At 67.9% G+C, this 17200-nt stretch carries 21 protein-coding genes; 14 read left to right on the top strand and 7 right to left on the bottom strand.

Annotated features, from left to right (window positions below; translation table 11 throughout):
- Positions 1-52: 52 nt before the first annotated feature.
- Positions 53-667, bottom strand: coding sequence for a TetR/AcrR family transcriptional regulator (locus ASC61_RS01735; RefSeq protein ID WP_056215164.1), 615 nt, complete (start codon positions 665-667; stop codon positions 53-55).
- 271 nt (positions 668-938) lie between these two features.
- On the opposite strand from ASC61_RS01735, the gene ASC61_RS01730 reads away from it, so the two are divergent.
- The 4 genes from ASC61_RS01730 to ASC61_RS01715 all read left to right on the top strand — a co-directional run bounded on the left by ASC61_RS01730 (position 939) and on the right by ASC61_RS01715 (position 5834).
- A complete protein-coding gene (locus ASC61_RS01730) occupies positions 939-2084 on the top strand; it encodes an acyl-CoA dehydrogenase family protein (protein WP_056208458.1) in 1146 nt (381 codons plus the stop codon).
- 72 nt (positions 2085-2156) lie between these two features.
- The gene (locus tag ASC61_RS01725; RefSeq protein ID WP_162243627.1) at positions 2157-3533 is read left to right on the top strand and encodes an NAD(P)-binding protein; all 1377 of its coding nucleotides are present in this window, start codon (positions 2157-2159) and stop codon (positions 3531-3533) included.
- A 100-nt stretch (positions 3534-3633) separates the two neighbouring features.
- The gene (locus tag ASC61_RS01720) at positions 3634-4842 is read left to right on the top strand and encodes an MBL fold metallo-hydrolase (RefSeq protein ID WP_082530387.1); all 1209 of its coding nucleotides are present in this window, start codon (positions 3634-3636) and stop codon (positions 4840-4842) included.
- A gap of 611 nt (positions 4843-5453) precedes the next feature.
- Positions 5454-5834 carry a transcriptional regulator gene (locus tag ASC61_RS01715; protein WP_200935371.1) on the top strand — a complete coding sequence of 127 codons (381 nt, stop codon included), beginning with the start codon at positions 5454-5456 and terminating at the stop codon, positions 5832-5834.
- Between the two features lie 167 nt (positions 5835-6001).
- Here the strand turns inward: ASC61_RS01715 and ASC61_RS01710 are convergent, their stop codons facing one another.
- Positions 6002-6517: a hypothetical protein gene (locus ASC61_RS01710; RefSeq protein WP_056208452.1), complete on the bottom strand. Its 516-nt coding sequence runs from the start codon at positions 6515-6517 to the stop codon at positions 6002-6004.
- A 193-nt stretch (positions 6518-6710) separates the two neighbouring features.
- Here ASC61_RS01710 and ASC61_RS01705 point away from each other — a divergent pair, with 193 nt between their 5' ends.
- Complete coding sequence (locus tag ASC61_RS01705) at positions 6711-6971, top strand: hypothetical protein (protein ID WP_056208449.1); 261 nt, start codon at positions 6711-6713, stop codon at positions 6969-6971.
- 32 nt (positions 6972-7003) lie between these two features.
- Positions 7004-7345, top strand: coding sequence for a DUF1801 domain-containing protein (locus ASC61_RS01700; RefSeq protein ID WP_056208446.1), 342 nt, complete (start codon positions 7004-7006; stop codon positions 7343-7345).
- Between the two features lie 3 nt (positions 7346-7348).
- Here ASC61_RS01700 and ASC61_RS01695 read toward each other — a convergent pair whose 3' ends face one another.
- Positions 7349-7732, bottom strand: coding sequence for a VOC family protein (locus ASC61_RS01695; RefSeq protein ID WP_056215158.1), 384 nt, complete (start codon positions 7730-7732; stop codon positions 7349-7351).
- A 52-nt stretch (positions 7733-7784) separates the two neighbouring features.
- Positions 7785-8543, bottom strand: a complete 759-nt coding sequence (locus ASC61_RS01690) for an endonuclease/exonuclease/phosphatase family protein (protein ID WP_056215154.1) — start codon at positions 8541-8543, stop codon at positions 7785-7787.
- A 60-nt stretch (positions 8544-8603) separates the two neighbouring features.
- Here ASC61_RS01690 and ASC61_RS01685 point away from each other — a divergent pair, with 60 nt between their 5' ends.
- Positions 8604-9170, top strand: a complete 567-nt coding sequence (locus ASC61_RS01685; RefSeq protein ID WP_056208444.1) for a hypothetical protein — start codon at positions 8604-8606, stop codon at positions 9168-9170.
- Here ASC61_RS01685 and ASC61_RS01680 read toward each other — a convergent pair.
- Both ASC61_RS01680 and ASC61_RS01675 read right to left on the bottom strand, forming a co-directional pair.
- Entirely contained in the window at positions 9167-9661 is a 495-nt protein-coding gene (locus tag ASC61_RS01680; RefSeq protein WP_056208442.1) for a nitroreductase family deazaflavin-dependent oxidoreductase, read from the bottom strand. The genes ASC61_RS01685 and ASC61_RS01680 overlap by 4 nt on opposite strands.
- 1 nt (position 9662) lies before the next feature.
- Positions 9663-10166, bottom strand: a complete 504-nt coding sequence (locus ASC61_RS01675) for a pyridoxamine 5'-phosphate oxidase family protein (protein WP_056208440.1) — start codon at positions 10164-10166, stop codon at positions 9663-9665.
- A gap of 101 nt (positions 10167-10267) precedes the next feature.
- Between ASC61_RS01675 and ASC61_RS01670 the strand changes: the two genes are divergently transcribed.
- From ASC61_RS01670 to ASC61_RS01660, 3 genes are all read left to right on the top strand, one after another.
- Positions 10268-10609 (top strand): DUF2200 domain-containing protein, encoded by a 342-nt coding sequence (locus tag ASC61_RS01670; protein ID WP_056208437.1) that lies wholly within the window; start codon positions 10268-10270, stop codon positions 10607-10609.
- Positions 10610-10697: 88 nt separating this feature from the next.
- On the top strand, positions 10698-11729 hold the full coding sequence (locus ASC61_RS01665; RefSeq protein WP_056208434.1) for a Gfo/Idh/MocA family protein: 1032 nt from the start codon (positions 10698-10700) through the stop codon (positions 11727-11729).
- Positions 11726-12205: a heme-degrading domain-containing protein gene (locus tag ASC61_RS01660; RefSeq protein ID WP_056208432.1), complete on the top strand. Its 480-nt coding sequence runs from the start codon at positions 11726-11728 to the stop codon at positions 12203-12205. The genes ASC61_RS01665 and ASC61_RS01660 overlap by 4 nt, the downstream gene beginning before the upstream one ends.
- Here ASC61_RS01660 and ASC61_RS01655 read toward each other — a convergent pair.
- On the bottom strand, positions 12192-12842 hold the full coding sequence (locus ASC61_RS01655; RefSeq protein WP_200935370.1) for a TetR/AcrR family transcriptional regulator: 651 nt from the start codon (positions 12840-12842) through the stop codon (positions 12192-12194). The genes ASC61_RS01660 and ASC61_RS01655 overlap by 14 nt on opposite strands.
- A gap of 57 nt (positions 12843-12899) precedes the next feature.
- Between ASC61_RS01655 and ASC61_RS01650 the strand changes: the two genes are divergently transcribed.
- The 4 genes from ASC61_RS01650 to ASC61_RS01635 are packed head-to-tail and all read left to right on the top strand — an operon-like array spanning position 12900 to position 17176.
- Positions 12900-13583, top strand: coding sequence for a class II aldolase/adducin family protein (locus ASC61_RS01650; protein WP_056208426.1), 684 nt, complete (start codon positions 12900-12902; stop codon positions 13581-13583).
- Positions 13580-14521, top strand: a complete 942-nt coding sequence (locus ASC61_RS01645; protein WP_235503449.1) for a carbohydrate kinase family protein — start codon at positions 13580-13582, stop codon at positions 14519-14521. Before ASC61_RS01650 ends, ASC61_RS01645 begins: the two co-directional genes overlap by 4 nt.
- Positions 14522-14557: 36 nt before the next feature.
- Positions 14558-16063: a flavin monoamine oxidase family protein gene (locus ASC61_RS01640; RefSeq protein ID WP_082530386.1), complete on the top strand. Its 1506-nt coding sequence runs from the start codon at positions 14558-14560 to the stop codon at positions 16061-16063.
- Positions 16064-17176 (top strand): SMP-30/gluconolactonase/LRE family protein, encoded by a 1113-nt coding sequence (locus tag ASC61_RS01635; protein WP_056208424.1) that lies wholly within the window; start codon positions 16064-16066, stop codon positions 17174-17176. It begins immediately after the preceding gene.
- Positions 17177-17200 lie beyond the last annotated feature (24 nt).

Below are 17200 nucleotides of genomic sequence, written 5' to 3'. Positions count from 1 at the left end.
ACGGTCCACCCGGTGGCAAGGGGACGGACGCGCCGAAGCCGCCGCGCGGTTGTCAGGCAGAGGGCGGCGGCTGGATGTCCGCCAGGGAGACGACCATGGTGATGAGCGCCTCGAGGTCTTGTGCGGATCTGCGGTCGTCGGGATCGCACAGGTGTTGCAGGATCAGCCCATCCAGCCCCGCGACGATGAGGCGCGCGAGCTGCTCGAAGGGGACCGCGCACTGTTCGCCGGCCCGTGCGGCCGCATCCTCGCACCAGTCAGCCACGCTCTCGCTGTAGCGCCGGTACTGCCAGTTGGCCAGGCGCTCGTGTCCAGCTGAGCGCAAGGCATGCGTCGTGAGCTCGTACTGCATGAGCTGCAGCTCCGAGTGACCCGTCACCAGCCTCGACCAGAACGTTGTCAGATTGCGCCGGATGACCTCCTCGAGGCCGCCGTCGCTCGTGGTCGAGGTGCCGAGGACGTCGGCGATCTCATCGTTGACGTCGTCGACGACGGCCTGCAGCAGCTCACGCTTGGACTTGAAGGCGTGCTGCATCGTGCCGAGCGGCACCTCGGCCTCGGCTGCCAGGGACCGCAACGACGCGTCGGCCACGCCGTCTCGGGCCATGACGCGCCGAGCTGCGGCGACGATCTGTTGGCGCCTGACGGGTGCTGAAACGTAGACCATGTCGACCATCTGGAGAGGAGTTGGATGCAGGCCATGCTTACATACGCCGCGATTCCGGATCCGGACGCTATCGGGCTGAGTCGGATTTCGGCGCGGCCCGGGCGCATGTTCCGGCGCGGCTTGGCGATAACGAGAACCGGCAACCGCAAAGTTCGCGCAATCCCCGTAGAGCGTGCGTCCGATCCAAGTGGATCATCAGTCAATCATCGGTGCGCCCGAACCACGAAGTCGCTCGGCCACCAGTCATGAACGCACGAGAGGCCGCCGAGAGATGAAGCGCGACATCTACAACGAGGACCACGAGGACTTCCGGAAGTCCGTGCGAGGCTTCCTGGAGCGATCGGTCATCCCGAACATCGACCAGTACATCGAGGACCACGCCTTTCCGCGTGAGCTGTGGCTCGAAGCAGGTGCCCAGGGCCTGTTGGGTCTGCAGCTCCCTGAGGAGTTCGGCGGGGCCGGGGTCGACGACTACCGGTTCACCGCGGTCGTCGGCGAGGAGTTCTCAGCGGTCAACGCAGCCCTGCACAGCTGCTGGGGAATCCACGCCGACACTGTTGCGCCCTATCTTGTTGCGCTGTTGACCGACACCCAGCGGAAGCGGTGGCTGCCTGGGGTGGTGTCCGGCGAGATCTGGTGCGCCATCGGCATGACAGAGCCGAGTGGAGGCTCGGACCTTGCAGCCTTGAAGACGACCGCTGTCCGCGACGGCGACTCGTGGGTCCTGAACGGTTCGAAGACGTTCATCACGAACGGCTACTCCGCCGATCTGATCGTGGTCGCGGCTCGAACGTCGCCGGAGAAGAAGGCGCGTGGGATCACCTTGTTCGCTGTCGAGGCCGGCGCGGAGGGCTTCTCCCGTGGGCGCAAGCTCGACAAGGTCGGACAGGTCGAGTCCGACACGGCTGAGCTGTTCTTCGAGAATGTGCGGCTCACCGACGATGAGGTCATCGGCGAGGTGGACGGTGGGTTCATCCACATGATGCAGCACCTGCCGCAGGAGCGGCTGGGCTCGGCCGTCGGCAACCTGGCACACGCCAAGCAGATCCTGCTCGAGACACTCGAGTACACCAAGGAGCGCAAGGCGTTCGGTCAATCCGTGGGGTCCTTCCAGCACAACAAGTTCCTGCTTGCCCAGTTGTTCACGCAGGTCGACGTTGCTCAGGCGTTTGTCGACCAGTGCGTGCGAGCGCATTCCGAGGGAGAGCTCAACGCCATCGACGCCGCCAAGGCGAAGTGGTGGACCTCGCAGACGCAGTCGGAGGTTCTGGACCACTGCGTCCAGCTGCACGGCGGCTATGGCTTCATGAACGAGTACCGCGTCGCCCGCGCCTGGCGTGACGCCCGAGTGACCCGAATCTGGGCGGGCTCGAACGAGATCATGAAGGAACTGATCGGCCGCGACCTGGGCCTCTAGCCCGATCACCTTTCACAACGACATCTCCTGTAGGGACAGAAAAGTATGAAGCTGGAAACCGACTATCTCGTGGTGGGCGCCGGCGCGTCTGGGATGGCATTCGTGGATGCGCTCATCGAGCAGTCATCCGCGGACGTCATCATGGTCGACCGCCGTCACCGCCCGGGTGGACACTGGCACGACGCCTACCCTTTCGTTCGGTTGCACCAGCCGGCCGCGTGTTACGGCGTGTCCTCGACGGATCTGGGTGCGGACCGGATTGACGCGCTGGGCAACAACGCCGGGATGTACGAGCTGTCGTCGGCGGCCCAGATCTGCAGCTACTTCGCCGAAGTCATGGATCGGGTGCTCTTGCCGTCCGGTCAGGTCAGGTTCCTGCCCATGAGCGAGTACCGGTTGACGGAGGCCGGCGAGCACGTGGTGACCTCGTCGCTGGACGGGGAAGAGGTGGAGATCATCGTTCGTCGCAAGGTCGTCGACGCGACCTATATCGAGCCTACGATCCCCTCCACCCACGAGCCGGCGTTCGACATCGACCCCGGGGCAGTGGTCATTCCGCCCAACGATTTGGTCAAGCTGCGGACCTCGCCGGCGGGATTCACTGTCCTCGGTGCGGGCAAGACAGCGATGGACACCTGCACGTGGCTGCTGGAGAACGGCGTCGACCAGGACTCCATCACCTGGATCAGGTCCAGGGACGTCTGGTCAATCAATCGAGCCTGGACCCAGCCCCTCGACCTGGCGGAGTCTCGCGCGCGATTCAACGCCGCATGGCTCGAGGCTGCCGCAGTCTCCCGGACGGGCACCGAGATGGCGCTCAAGCTGGAAGAGATGGGGATCTTTCTCCGTCTGGATCGCGATGTCGTGCCGACTGCCTTCCGCGGCGCCACCATCAGCGAGACCGAGGTCGAGGGCTTGCGGACCATCGCGAACGTCGTGCGAGCCGGCCGTGTGCGCCGCGTGCGCGACGGCAGGGTCGACCTGGTCGATGGCAGCATCGACCTGCCGACGGACCAGGTGTTTGTCGACTGCACGGCATCGGGCCTTCGTACGCTCGACGTGCGACGCGTGTTCGAGCCTGACCGGATCACATTGCAATACGTCACTCCGGGATTCGCCTGCTGGAGCGCCGCGATCCTGGCCGTGGTCGAGGCCAATGTCGAGGACGACGCCACCAAGGAGCACCTGGCTCTTCCCGTCGTCTACACAGGTGACGTCGACGACCTGCTGTCCTTCACCCGCGACTACCTCGTGAGTGCGCAGCGCCGCAGCGAGGTCGCCGACGTCCGGTCCTGGTCCGGCCGGACGCGACTCAACCCCGCGAGAGGTCTGCGCGAGCGGCTGAGTGACCCCCAGGTGGCCGGTCCACTGGACACGGCGCGCGAATGGCTTGCACCGGCGATGAAGAACATCGAGGAGCGCGTAGGCCCGGCCAAGGACCTCGTATGACCTTCGGACCCTGCCCGGATTCGGTGCGACCTTCGCACTGTTCTGTGCTGGGCACCGTGGTCAAGTCGGCACCATCAAGCACTGAATACCGGAGGTAGACATGAGTGACGTGGATTTTGAGCAGATCTTCAATGCGGTCCCTGCGAACTACCTGGTCTACGACTTGGACTGGAACATCGTGGCCGTCACCGACGCGACACTGGGCGACACGTTGACGCGACAAGAGGTCATCGGCCGCAACCAGTTCGACGTCTTTCCCGACAATCCGGATGCCCCCGAGGGGGCAGGTCGCCAGGCGATGGAGGCTGCGTTGCAGCGGGTCATCGACGAGCGCGCCGGCCATGAGATGCCGGTGACGCGCTATGACATCGCCGATGGGAGCGGCGTTTTCCAGGCGCGGTACTTCAAGCCAGTCAACCAGCCGGTCTTCGACAGCGACGGCAATGTCACCCACGTGATCCACGGTGTCGTGGACGTCACCGAGTCACACGTTCCCGGCGGCGGATCCATGACTACAACCACCACCGCACCTGAGGTCCCGATCACCTTGATCGGTGGGCCGACGGCACTGATCGAGTACGCCGGCCTCAGGATTCTCACTGACCCCACCTTCGACGAACCTCAGGCCTACGGCTCGGACCTGACGGGATACGAGGGCTTCACCATCGTCAAAACCGAGTCGCCAGCGATGCAGCCCGAGGAGCTAGGGACGATCGACGTCGTGCTGGCGTCCCACGAGCACTTCGACAACCTCGACCTCTCCGGTCGAGAGTTCTGCGCGGGCATCCAGCACGTGTTCACCACCGACGTGGTGGCGGACATCGTGCCGGGTGCCGAGGCGCTCGTCGACTGGGACGTGCGTCAGGTGACGTCCGCGACCGGGCAGGTCGTGACCTTCACCGCGGTGCCGGCGCACCACGGACCGGAGGGCATCTGGCAGGCGATCGGCCCGGTGATCGGGTTCGTCATTGAGTCTCCCGGAGAGAAGACCATCTACTTCTCGGGCGACAACTCAGATGTCGACATCGTTCGTGAAGTCTCGGATCGGTTCCCGAACATCGAGATCGCCCTGCTCAACGTGGGGGGACCGAAGTTCGTCGAGATGCTCGGCGATCACTACATCACCTTCAGCGACGAGACGGCGGCTGACGCGACCGAGGTTCTTGCCGGCGCCACCATCATCCCGGTGCACGCGGACTCATGGGGGCACTTCACCCAGACGACGGCGAGCATGAAAGCCGTCGCCGAGACGCGCGGTGTCGCGCAGCGGGTCATTGCTTTGGCGCCGGGGGAATCGACGACCGCCTGACCCGAGCGCCGTCACAGTCTGGAGGAACCGGTGAGTCAGTTTCAGATTGTCACCCCGCGATCGCAGGATCTTCGGCCGATGTCCTCGAGAGACATACATCTGCGTCATCACGCCAAAGTGCGGACCCTGTGCGGACGATGGTCCTCTGACTGGCTCGTCGCATGGGATGCGAAGCTGACCGCGGGTGACGATCGTGTGTGCGCAGTGTGCTCAGATCTGGCAGCGCGCTGAAGTGGAATCGGACAGCGCCATCTTCCGTCGCCAGATGTCCGTGGAGACTCCTGTTGATACGCGTGGGAAAGCATTGTCGGTCGTGCCCAATACGCTGTGACCGGGGTGGCACCTGCCACCGCAACCATCAACGTCACGCTCAGAAGGCTTCCAGCGTCGAGGACGGTTCGGATGAACTGATCTGTCCCCGCTACCAAGGAAGGCCCGGACCAACAGGTCCGGGTCTTCGTCATTTGTGGCATGGGAGGTCACCTTCGTGCGTCCTGGTCTCGACCTCAATCCTGGTACGCCGTGACCCTTGAGGTGGGCGTGGGACGCGCCTTAGGCGGTGTGTGTCGGCACGCCGTCTCCCTGCAACTCGCGGCAATCGGGATCCTCCTGTGGCACGCTTCGAACGGAAAGCGCTGAACTATGAGAGCAGGCCGATGACCGACCACCCGATCCACGAGCTCGACGACGACGTCCACCAGCGCGTACGGCTCGGAATCCTGGCCTCACTCCTCGGCCTCAGCCGAGCCGACTTCGCACTCCTGAAGCGCGAGCTGGCGCTCACGGACGGGAACCTCGGGCGGCATCTAGCGGTGCTTCAAGAAGCCGGACTTGTCAAGCTCACCCGCGAAGCCCGTGGGGGCCGTCCTCGTACTTGGGTCGCAATCACCGCCCAGGGCAAGAAGGCTCTCCGTAAGGAGATCAACGCTCTGCGCGAGATCATGGCGCGGATCGAGAGCGCAGAGTCCGCTGTTTCCATCGAGATCAAATAGGCGCCACTGCTGAGGTCGGGTGCACGTCATACCGCCGCGAATGACTGCGCTGTAGCTCGCTGGGCCCATTGCCCAGAGGTCGCAGGCTCAAATCCTGTCCCCGCTACCAAGGAAACGGCTGGAACCAGAGGAGATCTGGTTCCAGCCGTTTCGCATATGACCGTGAGTCACCGGCCGCTGCGGACCCGTTCCATGGTGTACGAGAACGCGAACCCGCCGTCGGCAGGTCCTTCCTCGCCGAACTCGGTGGCGTTGTCGAACACGCAGACCTGCACCAGCGCCATGCCCTTGTGGAGCCGGGGCACAGCGGCATGGAAGCCCGGCTGCGGCTTGAGCACGAGGGTCTGGGTGTGGCGTGCGCCGTCACAGCGCAACGCATTCGGACCTTTGTCCGACTTCCAGTTCGTGCTGTAGAACGTGTCGGCCGACGCGCTGGTCGACCCCTCCTCGGTGTTGACGTGAGGGCCCTGCTTGACGCCCACGTACAGGTGCGAGATCGGTGCGTCGGCACTCGTGGTGCAGCTGTAGCTGATCTTGACGGTCGTCGCGCCGGGGCCGGCAACGAGGTGGCCCGCGAAGGCGGCGGTGGGTTGTGGCGCGACATCAGCCGTGGCTGCGGTGGCGCTCAGCGAGAGGGTGACCGCGGCCAGTGCGGCGGCCGGAGCCCAGCGATGTTTCGTCATGTCTCTCCTCGAGATGGATGACTCGACGGTAATTCCTTGCCACGAGGGCGAACATAGCCCGTTCTGACCGGTGCGCTGACCCGTACGGAGGGGGCGTACGCGTGGAACCGAGGTGGCACACCGGCGCACCTCCGGCGTCGGAGCCCTCCTGGTATGAACGATTGCGCCCGGCACCAGCGGGCACACCCTGTGCATGACGGAACCACAGACCATCACTGCCGATCATCTCCGTACGCTCCTGGCGGCGGGCGACGCCGAGGCGTTCCTCGGACTCGTCGGGGGCCAGGTCGAGGTGATCGAGCCGGCCCAGAGGGACAGCGAGGACTACCGCGGTGCGTTCGAGGTGATCTCCCGGACCGAGCTCGAGGGGCGTCTCGGCGACCAAGCGGATGAGGAGCACCTGCAGGCCCAGGCCGACGCGTTGACCGAGTCGGTCCAGCAGCTCGGCGGCTGATTCCTGACGGGTCCTTCGCTACAGTCACCGTCATGGCGAATGACTGGCGCAGCGAGACCGTCGACTCGATCCGGGGCTTCATCAACGAGGCGGCTCCTGGCGTCGACGAGGAGGCCAAGTGGCGCAAGGCCTCGAACCCTGACGGCGTGCCGACGTTCTCGCGGTCGGGCCTGATCTGCACCGTCGAGACCTACAAGGACAAGGTCAAGGTCACCTTCGCCAAAGGCGCGTCGTTGGAGGACCCTGCCGGGTTGTTCAACGCGAGCCTCGATGCCGGGACCCGCCGGGCGATCGACATCCACGAGTCCGACGAACTCGACGGCGACGCGTTCATCGAGCTCGTACGCCGCGCCGTGTCCCTCAACGAGGGCTGAGCGTCAGGCTTCGGGCGGTTGCCAAAGCTCGATCGGGTTGCCCTCAGGATCGTGGACCCGGGCGAAGCGCCCGGTCTCGGGGGAGTCCCAGTCGGGCCGTGTCGTCACGTCGACGCCGGCGGTCCTCAAGGTCTGGAGCAGCTCATCGAGATCGCTGACCCGGAAGTTGAGCATGACCTGCTTGTTCGCGCCCCAGTAGTCGGTGTCCGCATCGAAGGGGGCGAACGCGAGCGGTCCTCCTTGCGCCTTCCACATCCATTCCTCGGGCTCGCCGGTGTCGGGTGCCGCGAGGCCGGCGCCGACGCCGAGGTGCTCGCGATACCAGGCACCAAGTGCCTCCGGGTCCTGGGCGCGGAAGAGGATTCCGCCGATTCCGAGTACGGGCATGGTCGCTCCCATCGTCTGACCTCCTTGCGGAGGCGGGATGAGCGTAACGATGTCAGGTCACGTCGACGACCAGGGCGCGGTGGTCCGAGATCGGCAGGCGGCGTGCCTCGCCTGACACCGTCGCCCAGTCATCACGAGCCAGGATGTGGTCGAGCTGCTCGCGCGGCGAGTCGGCCGGGAAGGTCGGGGCGGCGACCAAGCCCCGCATACCGGTGATGGCAGCCGCGCGGTCGAGCGACATGTTGAGGTCGCCCATCAGCACCAGGTTGTGCCCGAAGCGGTCGAGCGACTTGACGAGGGCCCGCAGCTGCCGGCCACCCCACCATGGCACGAACGACAGGTGGGTGTTCGCCACCGTCAGTGGACCGTCGGGCGCCTCGATCACGGCGGCGACCGCGACCCGCGGCTCGTCCCGCACGAACGTCGGCAGCCGGCTGCCGCGGAACCACATGGGCACGCGGGTGTGCAGCGTGGGGAGCCGGATGACCTCCCACGCGGCGACGGGGTAGCGGCTCAGCAGGGCGATCCCGTACGCCGCGGAGTCGGGCTGCTCACGTCCGGTCGCAGCGATCCAGGTGGCACCGGGGCTGCCGTTCAGCGCGGCGACGAAGCGATGGTCGACGGCGCCCATGGCATCGGCTGCAGCGGCAGTGAGGTCGGTGTGGCCGGACCGCGGCTGGTTGCGGTCGACCTCCTGCAGCGCGAGGACATCGGCGTCAAGCGATGCCACGGCATCCCGGAAGGTCCCGAGCTCGACCTGATCGTCCGACGCCGTACGCCCGTTGAGGATGTTGAAGGTGGCCAGTCGCATCGTGGGGGACGTACCCGACGAGAGGGACATGACACGTCGCCAGACGGGTACACCCCCGGCGTGACAGACGACAACGACCCGGGCCCGGACCTGCGAGAAGCGCTGAAGGTGGTCGCGGTCAGCCTGAAGGAGAGCGGCATCCCCTTCGCTCTGGCCGGCGGCTATGCCGTGTGGGCGCGCGGCGGCCCGGAGCCCGACCACGACGTCGACTTCGTCGTCGCCGAGGACGACGCACCCAAGGCTGCCGCGATGCTGGCCGAGCGCGGGCTCGATGTCGTGGACCCGCCGGAGGACTGGTTGTTCAAGGTCTACGTCGACACCTGCATGGTCGACGTGCTCTTCCAGACCAACGGTGTGCCGGTGACGCGGGAGGCTCTCGCCGAGGTCGAGGAGATCGAGGTCGAGTCGGTGGCGATGCCGGTCCTCTCGGCGACCGAGCTGATCGGCCAGAAGCTCAATGCCTTGGAGGAGCACGCGTGCGACTTCGGGCGTCAGCTGCCGGTGGCTCGGGCCGTGCGCGAGCAGGTCGACTGGGACGAGGTCCGTGCGGTCACGGCGGACAACCCGTTTGCGGCAGCCTTCCTGTTCCTGCTGGAGCGCCTGGGCGTCATCGAGCCTCTCGGCTAGCGCGGTTCCAGCACGACGACGGGGATCTCGCGCTCGGTCCACTCGTCGTACTTCGCGAAGTCGGCGTAGAGGTCGAGCAGGCGTGGCCACAGCTCGGCCCGCTCCTCGGCGGACGCGACGCGGGCCCGCACCGGGCGCGCCTTCTGCCTCGGCAGCCTGACCTGCGTCTCCGGGTGCGCGAGCAGGTTGGCGTACCACTGGGGATTCTTCGGCAGCCCGCCCTGCGACGCGACGATGACGAGGTCGGGCCCGTTCTCGAGGTAGAGCAGCGGTGCGGTGAACTGCTTGCCGGACTTCCGGCCCACGTGCTCGAGCAGCAGGATGCTCACGGGCTTGCGGAACCCCGAGCCGACCCGCCATTTCGACCCCAGCCAGCCGTTCGTCAGCCTGAACGCCAGCACCTGCGCCTTGGAGCCGTACTTGATCAGCTTGGCCGTCGCGGGGGAGTCGAGGCCGTCAGGGCGCTCGTCCGGCATCGAGAAGCGGCCCATCTCAGTGCTCCGTCCCCGGTGCCGTCGTGCCGCCCAGCGGGATGGGGTCGAGGCCGAGCTTGCGGTGGTCCCACGACCGGGTGCGCTCAGGGTCGAAGCGCACCGCGACCCGCTTGTGCAGCATGAGCTCGACGAGCGGCTTCATCTCCTCGGTGTAGGGCCCGTTGTAGCGCTCCCACACGTCGACGCCGACCGCCCAGAGCGCGTCGGGATCGTCGACGATCGTGCAGCGCCCTTCGAGCGAGACGCCCCGCAGCGTGTCGTATGTGAGGCCGTCCTCGACGAGCACAGTCGCCCGTGGGTCACGCCGGATGTTGACGGCCTTCTGCGCCTTGGCCTTGGTCTCGAACCAGATCACCCCGTCGATGACGGCGAACCACATCGCGACGGCGTGGGGGTGACCGGTACGCCCGAGGGTGACCAGGGTCGCCGTACGTCGCGACGGGATGAAGTCGGCGATCTCCTCGGCCGTCATCTCGACCTGGGAGCGCTGGTTGATGCCCATGGGACTCCGTTTCCCCGGCCATGACTGCCGGTCAGGCGTCGTGCCTGACCGGCATCATGCCATGAGCCCGGCGAGCCACGACGGTGAAGTAGCCTCCAGCCATGAGCCGCATCTTCACGGTCAGCTTCGCGTCGGTCTACCCGCTCTACGTGGCGAAGGTCGAGAAGAAGGGGCGTACGAAGGCCGAGCTCGACCAGGTGATTGCGTGGCTGACGGGCTTCGACGAGGCCCAGCTGGCGAGCCACCTCGACGCCGGTACGACATTCGAGGACTTCTTCGCGGACGCCCGGCTCAACCCGGACGCGTCGCTGATCACCGGCGTCGTGTGCGGGGTCCGCGTCGAGCAGATCGACGACCCGTTGATGCAGAAGATTCGCTACCTCGACAAGCTCGTGGACGAGCTGGCCAAGGGCAAATCGATGGACAAGATCTTGCGCTCCTGACCTGCGCTGTCGCGACTGGTTCGCCTGGCCGGACGGCGTGCTGCTTCACTTGTCCTGACATGGCGTCGAGGCAAGGAGCGGTGATCGCATGGACCCGGTCAAGATCGGTCTGGTCGGCTACGGATTCGGTGGGCGCTACTTCCACGCCCCGCTGATCGCGTCGGCGGCGGGCTGCGAGTTCGTCGGCGTCGTCACGGCGTCAGCCGAACGCCGCGCCCTCGTGGCCGAGGATCATCCGGGACTCGCGGTGTTCGACACCCTTGCGGACCTCGCCGCGTCGGGTGCCGAGGCGGTCAGCATCTCGACGCCTGCCGGTACGCACTCCGACCTCACGGACGAGGCGATCGCGCTCGGCCTGTCCGTGGTCTGCGACAAGCCCTTCGCGCTGGACCCGTCGGCTGCGCGCCGCTCGGTCGAGCTCGCCGCCGAGCGTGGCGTCACGCTGAGCCCGTACCAGAACCGCCGGTGGGACTCCGACTTCCTCACCGTCCGGGCGCTGGTCGACGACGGGACGCTCGGCGAGGTGCTCAGGTTCGAGTCGAGGTTCGAGCGGTACGCCCCGGAGAACGGGCCGGGTGTGTCGGGCGGTGGCACGCTGCTCGACTTCGGCGCCCACCTCGTCGACCAGGCGCTCGTCCTGCTCGGCCCCGTGGAGTCGGTCTACGCCGAGTCGCGGACCCGTGACAACGGCCTCGACGACGACGTCTTCGTCGCGCTGCGCCACGCCAACGGCGCCGTGTCGCACCTGTGGGGCAGTTGGACCCAGTACGCCTCCGGTCCGCGCCTGCGGGTCACAGGCTCGTCGGCGTCGGTCGTCATCACGACGGGCGACACGCAGGAGGCCGACCTCGTCGTCGGCGCGAGCCCGGCGACGAGCGATGCCTGGGGCGCCGAGGCACCTTCGGACCTCGACCGGGTCTTCACCGCCGACGGCTCCACGCCGATCACGCTCGAGCGTGGCGCATGGGACACCTACTACCCGGCGTTCGCCAGGGCCGTACGCGGTGAGGGCCCGCCGCCCGTCGAGGCCGCCGACGCCGTGGCGACGGCCGACGTGCTGGGGGCCGCCCGCCTCAGTGCCCGGAGCGGCACGACCGTACGTCCGGGAGCGGGCGCGTGACCGGCCGCGAGCTGCTCGACGAGCTCGAGGCGCAGGAGTCGCGACTGGTCTTCGACCGGTTCGACGAGCAGGTCGCCTGGCAGCTCGGCGTCGCCCTGCGCGAAGCCGGCCTCGCTGCCGGCCGGCCGATCGCGATCTCGATCCGGCGCAACGGCCAGGAGCTCTTCCACGCCGCCCTGCCCGGAGCGTCGGCCGACAATGACGGCTGGCTCGCCCGCAAGAGCGCTGTCGTCGACCGCTATGGCCGCTCGTCGCTGCGTGTGGGCGAGGAGTTCCGGGTCAACGGCGGTTCGTTCGACGAGGACTCGCGGCTCGACACCCAGGTCTATGCAGCGCATGGGGGAGCATTCCCTGCGCTCGTACGCGGCACGGGATGCGTCGGCAGCATCGCGGTCTCCGGGCTGCCTCAGCTCGAGGACCACCGGCTCGTGGTCGAGACCATCGAAGCCGTGCTGGGCGAGCTCAGGCCGGAGTGAATCGCTCGTTGATGCTGGCGACGTAGCTGCGCAGCATCGTCTTGGCCTCGGCCATCAGCGCCGTGTCGCCGGAGTCGCTGTTGCGGAACGCTTCCTGCGTGATCGCGTCGGAGGCCAGCATCGCCGCGTGGCACACCGTGGCCAGCTCGGGGGCGTCGCCGGCGATGTCCTGCGAGATCAGGATGTGGCGCAGCCCTTGGGCCATGACGCGCTTGTGCGCACGATCCGCCTCGCGCAGGTTCTCCGACAGCAGTCCGCCGAACCAGATCGCCCGGAGCCCGGCGTCGGTCCGGTAGAGGTCGGTGTGGACGTCGAAGAGCACGCCGACCGGGTCGGCCCACTTCTCGGTGCGTGACTGCTCGACGAGGCGGTCCATCAGCGACTCGAACCTCGCGAGGCAGCGGGCTGCCAGGGCGTCGAACAGTGCTTCCTTGTCGGGGAAGTAGCGATAGATCGTGCCGACCGCGATGCCGGCCTCGGCTGCGACCCGCGTCGTCGTCACGGCATTCGCGCCGCCGCGTGCCAGGAGCCGGTCGGCGGCGTCGACGGCCAGCTCGATCTTGGCTTGGCTGCGCGGCTGCTGCGGGGCGTTGCGCAGACGCGACTGCCAGCCCAGGTCGGCCACGGGAGCACTCATCGACATCTCCGAACGCAAAGTAGTGAACGTGAATTCATCTTCATGTATCTTACACGGATGCACAGCACCCCGGAGCTGGACGAGCAGCGCGGCGCGATCGCCGCCGCGTGCCGCCGGCTGGCCGCGGACGGACTCGTGATCGGCACCGCGGGCAACGTCAGCGCGCGGGTCGACGACCTCGTCGCGATCACCGCGACCGGGGCGGCCTTCGAGACGATGACGGCCGAGCAGGTCTCGGTCGTCGACCTGACCGGGCGAGTCGTGCTCGGCGAGCTGGCGCCGACGTCGGAGCTCGAGCTCCACCTCGGGGTCTACCGAGACTTCGCCGCCGGCTCCGTGGTCCACACGCACGCCCCGATGGCCACGGCTGTCGGGTGCGTCGTCGACGTGCTGCCCTGCGTCCACTACCAGATGCTGCTGCTTGGCGGCGAGGTCCGCGTCGCCCCTTATGCGACGTTCGGCACGCCCGAGCTCGCGGCCAACGTGCACGCCGCACTCCAAGGGCGTACCGCCGCGTTGATGGCCAACCACGGCGCCGTCACGTACGGCGGCGATCTCGACAAGGCGGTCGAGCTGGCGCAGCTGCTCGAGTGGGCGTGCACCGTCTATTGGCGGGCCGCCGCGATCGGCACTCCACGAGCTCTCGACGCCGAGGCGCAGGCCGCCGTGATCGAGGTCGCCGTGCAACGCGGATACGGCAGCAGTCGACCCGCCAACGACAACCATGAGGACACCGCATGACCAACGACATGACCGTGATCGCGATGGGCGTGCACGTCCTCGACGTGCTCGTCCGCCCCGTCGAGGAGATCCCCGAGGGGCAGGGAGGCCAGCTCGTCGAGCAGATCAAGATGACGGCGGCGGGATCGGCCGGCGGCACGGCACTCACGCTGGCCAAGCTCGGCGCCACGGTCCGCAGCGCCGGTGCCATCGGCACCGACCCCATCGGCGACCTGCTGCTGACGTTGCTGCAGCGCGACGGCGTCGACACCTCGTTGCTCGTACGCCGTGAGGGTGAGCAGACCTCGTCCAGCGTCCTGCCGATCCGCCCCGACGGGTCACGCCCGGCGTTCCACGTGATCGGGGCCAACGGCACGTACGGCCCTGACGACGCGCCGTGGGACGAGATCGCGGCCGCGACGCACCTGCACCTCGGCGGCCCCGAGTTCATGGGCGGCGAAGCGGCGGCCAAGATCCTGGCGTTCGCCCAGGAGCACGGGGTCGTCACCTCGGCGGACTTCCTGGCTCCCGGTGAGCCGGGCATGCTCGACTGGATCGCGCCCGCGCTGCCACACCTCGACTACGTGCTGCCCAACGACGAGCAGGTGCTCGGGTTCACCGAGACCACCGACCTCGGCGACGGCTGCCGCAAGCTGGTCGAGCTGGGCGCGGGCTGCGTCGCGGTGACGGCCGGGGCCGACGGCGCCCTCGTCGTCGACGCGTCCTCAGAGACCCGGGTCCCGGCATTCGCCGTCGAGGTCGTCGACACCACGGGTTGCGGTGACGCGTTCTCCGCAGGCTTCCTCCGCGCGCTGTCCCTCGGGTCTACGCCCGCCGAGGCGGCGACTCTCGGCTGCGCCACGGCCGGCCTCGTCGCCGGCGGGCTCGGCAGCGACCACGGCACGTTCGACCTCGCCGCAGCGCTCGAGCTCACGCACGGCGAGCTCGCCACCAGCTGACCTCCCCTTTCACTCCCGAGCAGACAGGTCCACCGCATGACTGACGACATCACTACTGCAAGCGGCGCGCCCAGCCGGCGCACGGTGCTCCGTGGCCTGACGATCGGCGGGGTGCTCGCCGCGTCGGGCATCAAGCTCGGGTCGTCGGCGGAGGCGGCGACGACCACGGGCACGCTGCCCACGTCCGTCGACGTCGTGGTGGTCGGCGGCGGCCTGTCAGGCCTGGTCGCGGCCCGCAAGGTGCGCGCCGCCGGCAAGTCGGTGCTGGTGCTCGAGGCGCGCAACCGCGTCGGCGGCCGCATCCTCAACCACACGCTGTCGGGCGGCTCCGTGATCGAGGCCGGTGGCGCGTTCGTCGGCCCGACGCAGGACCACATCCTCGGACTGGCCAAGGAGCTCGGCGCGGCGACGTTCAAGGAGTACGTCGCCGGCAAGAACGTCTACTCCGCCAACGGCCAGCCGCCGCAGAAGTTCACCGGCACGGTGCCGCCGGACCCGCTGGTCCTGGCCGACGCCGCGATCCTGCAGGCGCGCATCGACAAGATGGCCTCGGAGACCCCGATCGACGCGCCGTGGACCCGCAAGGACGCGCACAACCTCGACAGCATCTCGGTCGACACCTGGCTGCGACAGAACTCGCTGCTGCCGCAGGTCCGCACCCTGTTCCTCAGCTATCTGCAGCCGACGTTCGGGTCAGACGGCCTCGACGTGTCGATGCTGTTCTTCCTCTGGTACATCGCCGGCGCGGGCAACGAGACCAACGTCGGCACGTTCGAGCGCTCGTCGGACACCGCGAACGGCGCGCAGGACTCCCGCTTCGTGCTCGGCAGCCAGATCGTCCCGTTGCGGCTCGCCGCCAAGCTCGGCAACGCCGTCGCGCTCAACGCCCCGGTGCGCAAGATCAAGCAGAGCGCCGACCATGTCACCGTCACCAGCGACCGGGGCACGGTGCGCGCCAAGCGAGTCATCGTCGCGTGCCCGCCGCCGCTGGTCCTGGGCATCGAGTGGTCACCGCAGCTCCCGCCGCGCCGCCGGCAGCTCCTCCAGCGGATGCCGATGGGGGCGCTGATGAAGTGCGACGCGGTCTACGCCAAGCCGTTCTGGCGCGACAAGGGCCTGTCCGGCTTCGGGCTGTCCGACAGCGGTGCCGTCCGCGTCTGCTTCGACAACAGCCCGGCCGATGCGTCGGTCGGTGTGCTGCTGGCGTTCGTCGGCGGCTCCAACTGGAACACGCACGGCAACCAGTCGCTGGCCGAGCGGCGCAAGGCGGTGCTCGAGGGCTTCGCCAAGCTGCTGGGTCCCGAGGCGCTCAACCCGATCGAGTACACCGAGCACGACTGGACGCACGAGCAGTGGACGACCGGCGGCCCCGTGGCCGTGCAGGTGCCGGGTGCACTGACGGCATACGGCGACACGATCCGTACGCCGTTCAAGCGGGTGCACTGGGCCGGCACGGAGACGTCGACGTACTGGGCCGGCTTCATGGACGGAGCAGTACGCGCCGGCGAACGCGCCTCGCACGAAGTCCTGGAGCTGCTCTAGATGTCGGCGCTCAGACACCGCCTCCTGATCGCAGTCACGGCTGCGTTGACGGCCCTGACGATCGCGGCACCACAGGTCTCGGCGGAGACCCCACGGCCCCGCTGGGACACCCGGGTCTTCGCCACGGTCGGCAGCCCGGGCTTCCCGGCCAACGTCTACGCCCATCCGAACGGCCGGGTCTACGCCGGGACCTACTCCAACCTGCTCGGCGACACGCTGCGCTCGAAGGTGTTCGAGTGGTCAGCCGGCGGCACGCTGCTGCGCACCTGGACCGTGCCGGGGCAGGACCTCGCCGCAGCCCACGGGGTGCAGGTGTCGATCAGCGATGCGAAGGGCCGCCTGATCCTCCTGGAGAAGTCGACCTCCCGCATCCTGCGCCTCGACCTCGGCACCGGGAAGTTCACGACGTACGCCACGCTCCCGGACCTGCCGCTGTGCTCCGGGGCTGCGGCAGGCGTCGCGTGCAGCCCCAACCTGGTCGACCACGCGGGCATCCCCAACTACTCGGTGTGGGGACCCAAGGGCGAGCTGTACGTCACGGACTTCGCGCAGGCGGTCATCTGGCGCGTGCCGCCGGGCGGCGGGACGCCCAAGCCGTGGTTCACCGACAGACGGCTCGACGGCGTGGAGTTCGGCACGGCCGGCATCGCCCTGTCCCCACAGCGCAACGCCCTGTACGTCATGCAGCAGACGTCGCTCGGGCTGGGTGAGCTGAGTGTCGGGGCCGGCAAGCTCTACAAGCTGCCGATCACCAGCACGGGTCGGCCGGGGACGCTCACGAAGGTCTGGACGAGTCGCCTCGCCGAGCTGCCGGACGGGTTCAGCTTCGCCAAGTCCGGGCGCATCTACGTCGGCAACGCCGGCCTCATGCAGCAGCTTGTCGTGCTCGACGCCCAGGGCAAGGAGATCGAGCGGTTCCCCAAGCTCCCGCTGCTCGGCGACAACGGATCGGCGATGCCGTTCGACGGCCCGTCCAACGCGACATTTGTCGGCAACCGCATCCTGGTCGCCAACCAGGCACCGCTCGGCGCGAAGTCGCACCATGCGGTCCTCGACGTCAACGTGGGCGAACCGGGCGTGAAGATCTACATCCCGGCCGGCGCCGGGTCCTGAGGGCGTACGACGAAGAACCCCTGA

The organism is Aeromicrobium sp. Root344 (genome assembly GCF_001425755.1).
Taxonomy (GTDB): Bacteria; Actinomycetota; Actinomycetes; order Propionibacteriales; family Nocardioidaceae; genus Aeromicrobium.
The sequence above is the reverse complement of the archived record's forward strand: the minus strand, read 5'-3'. Positions and strand labels throughout refer to the sequence as shown.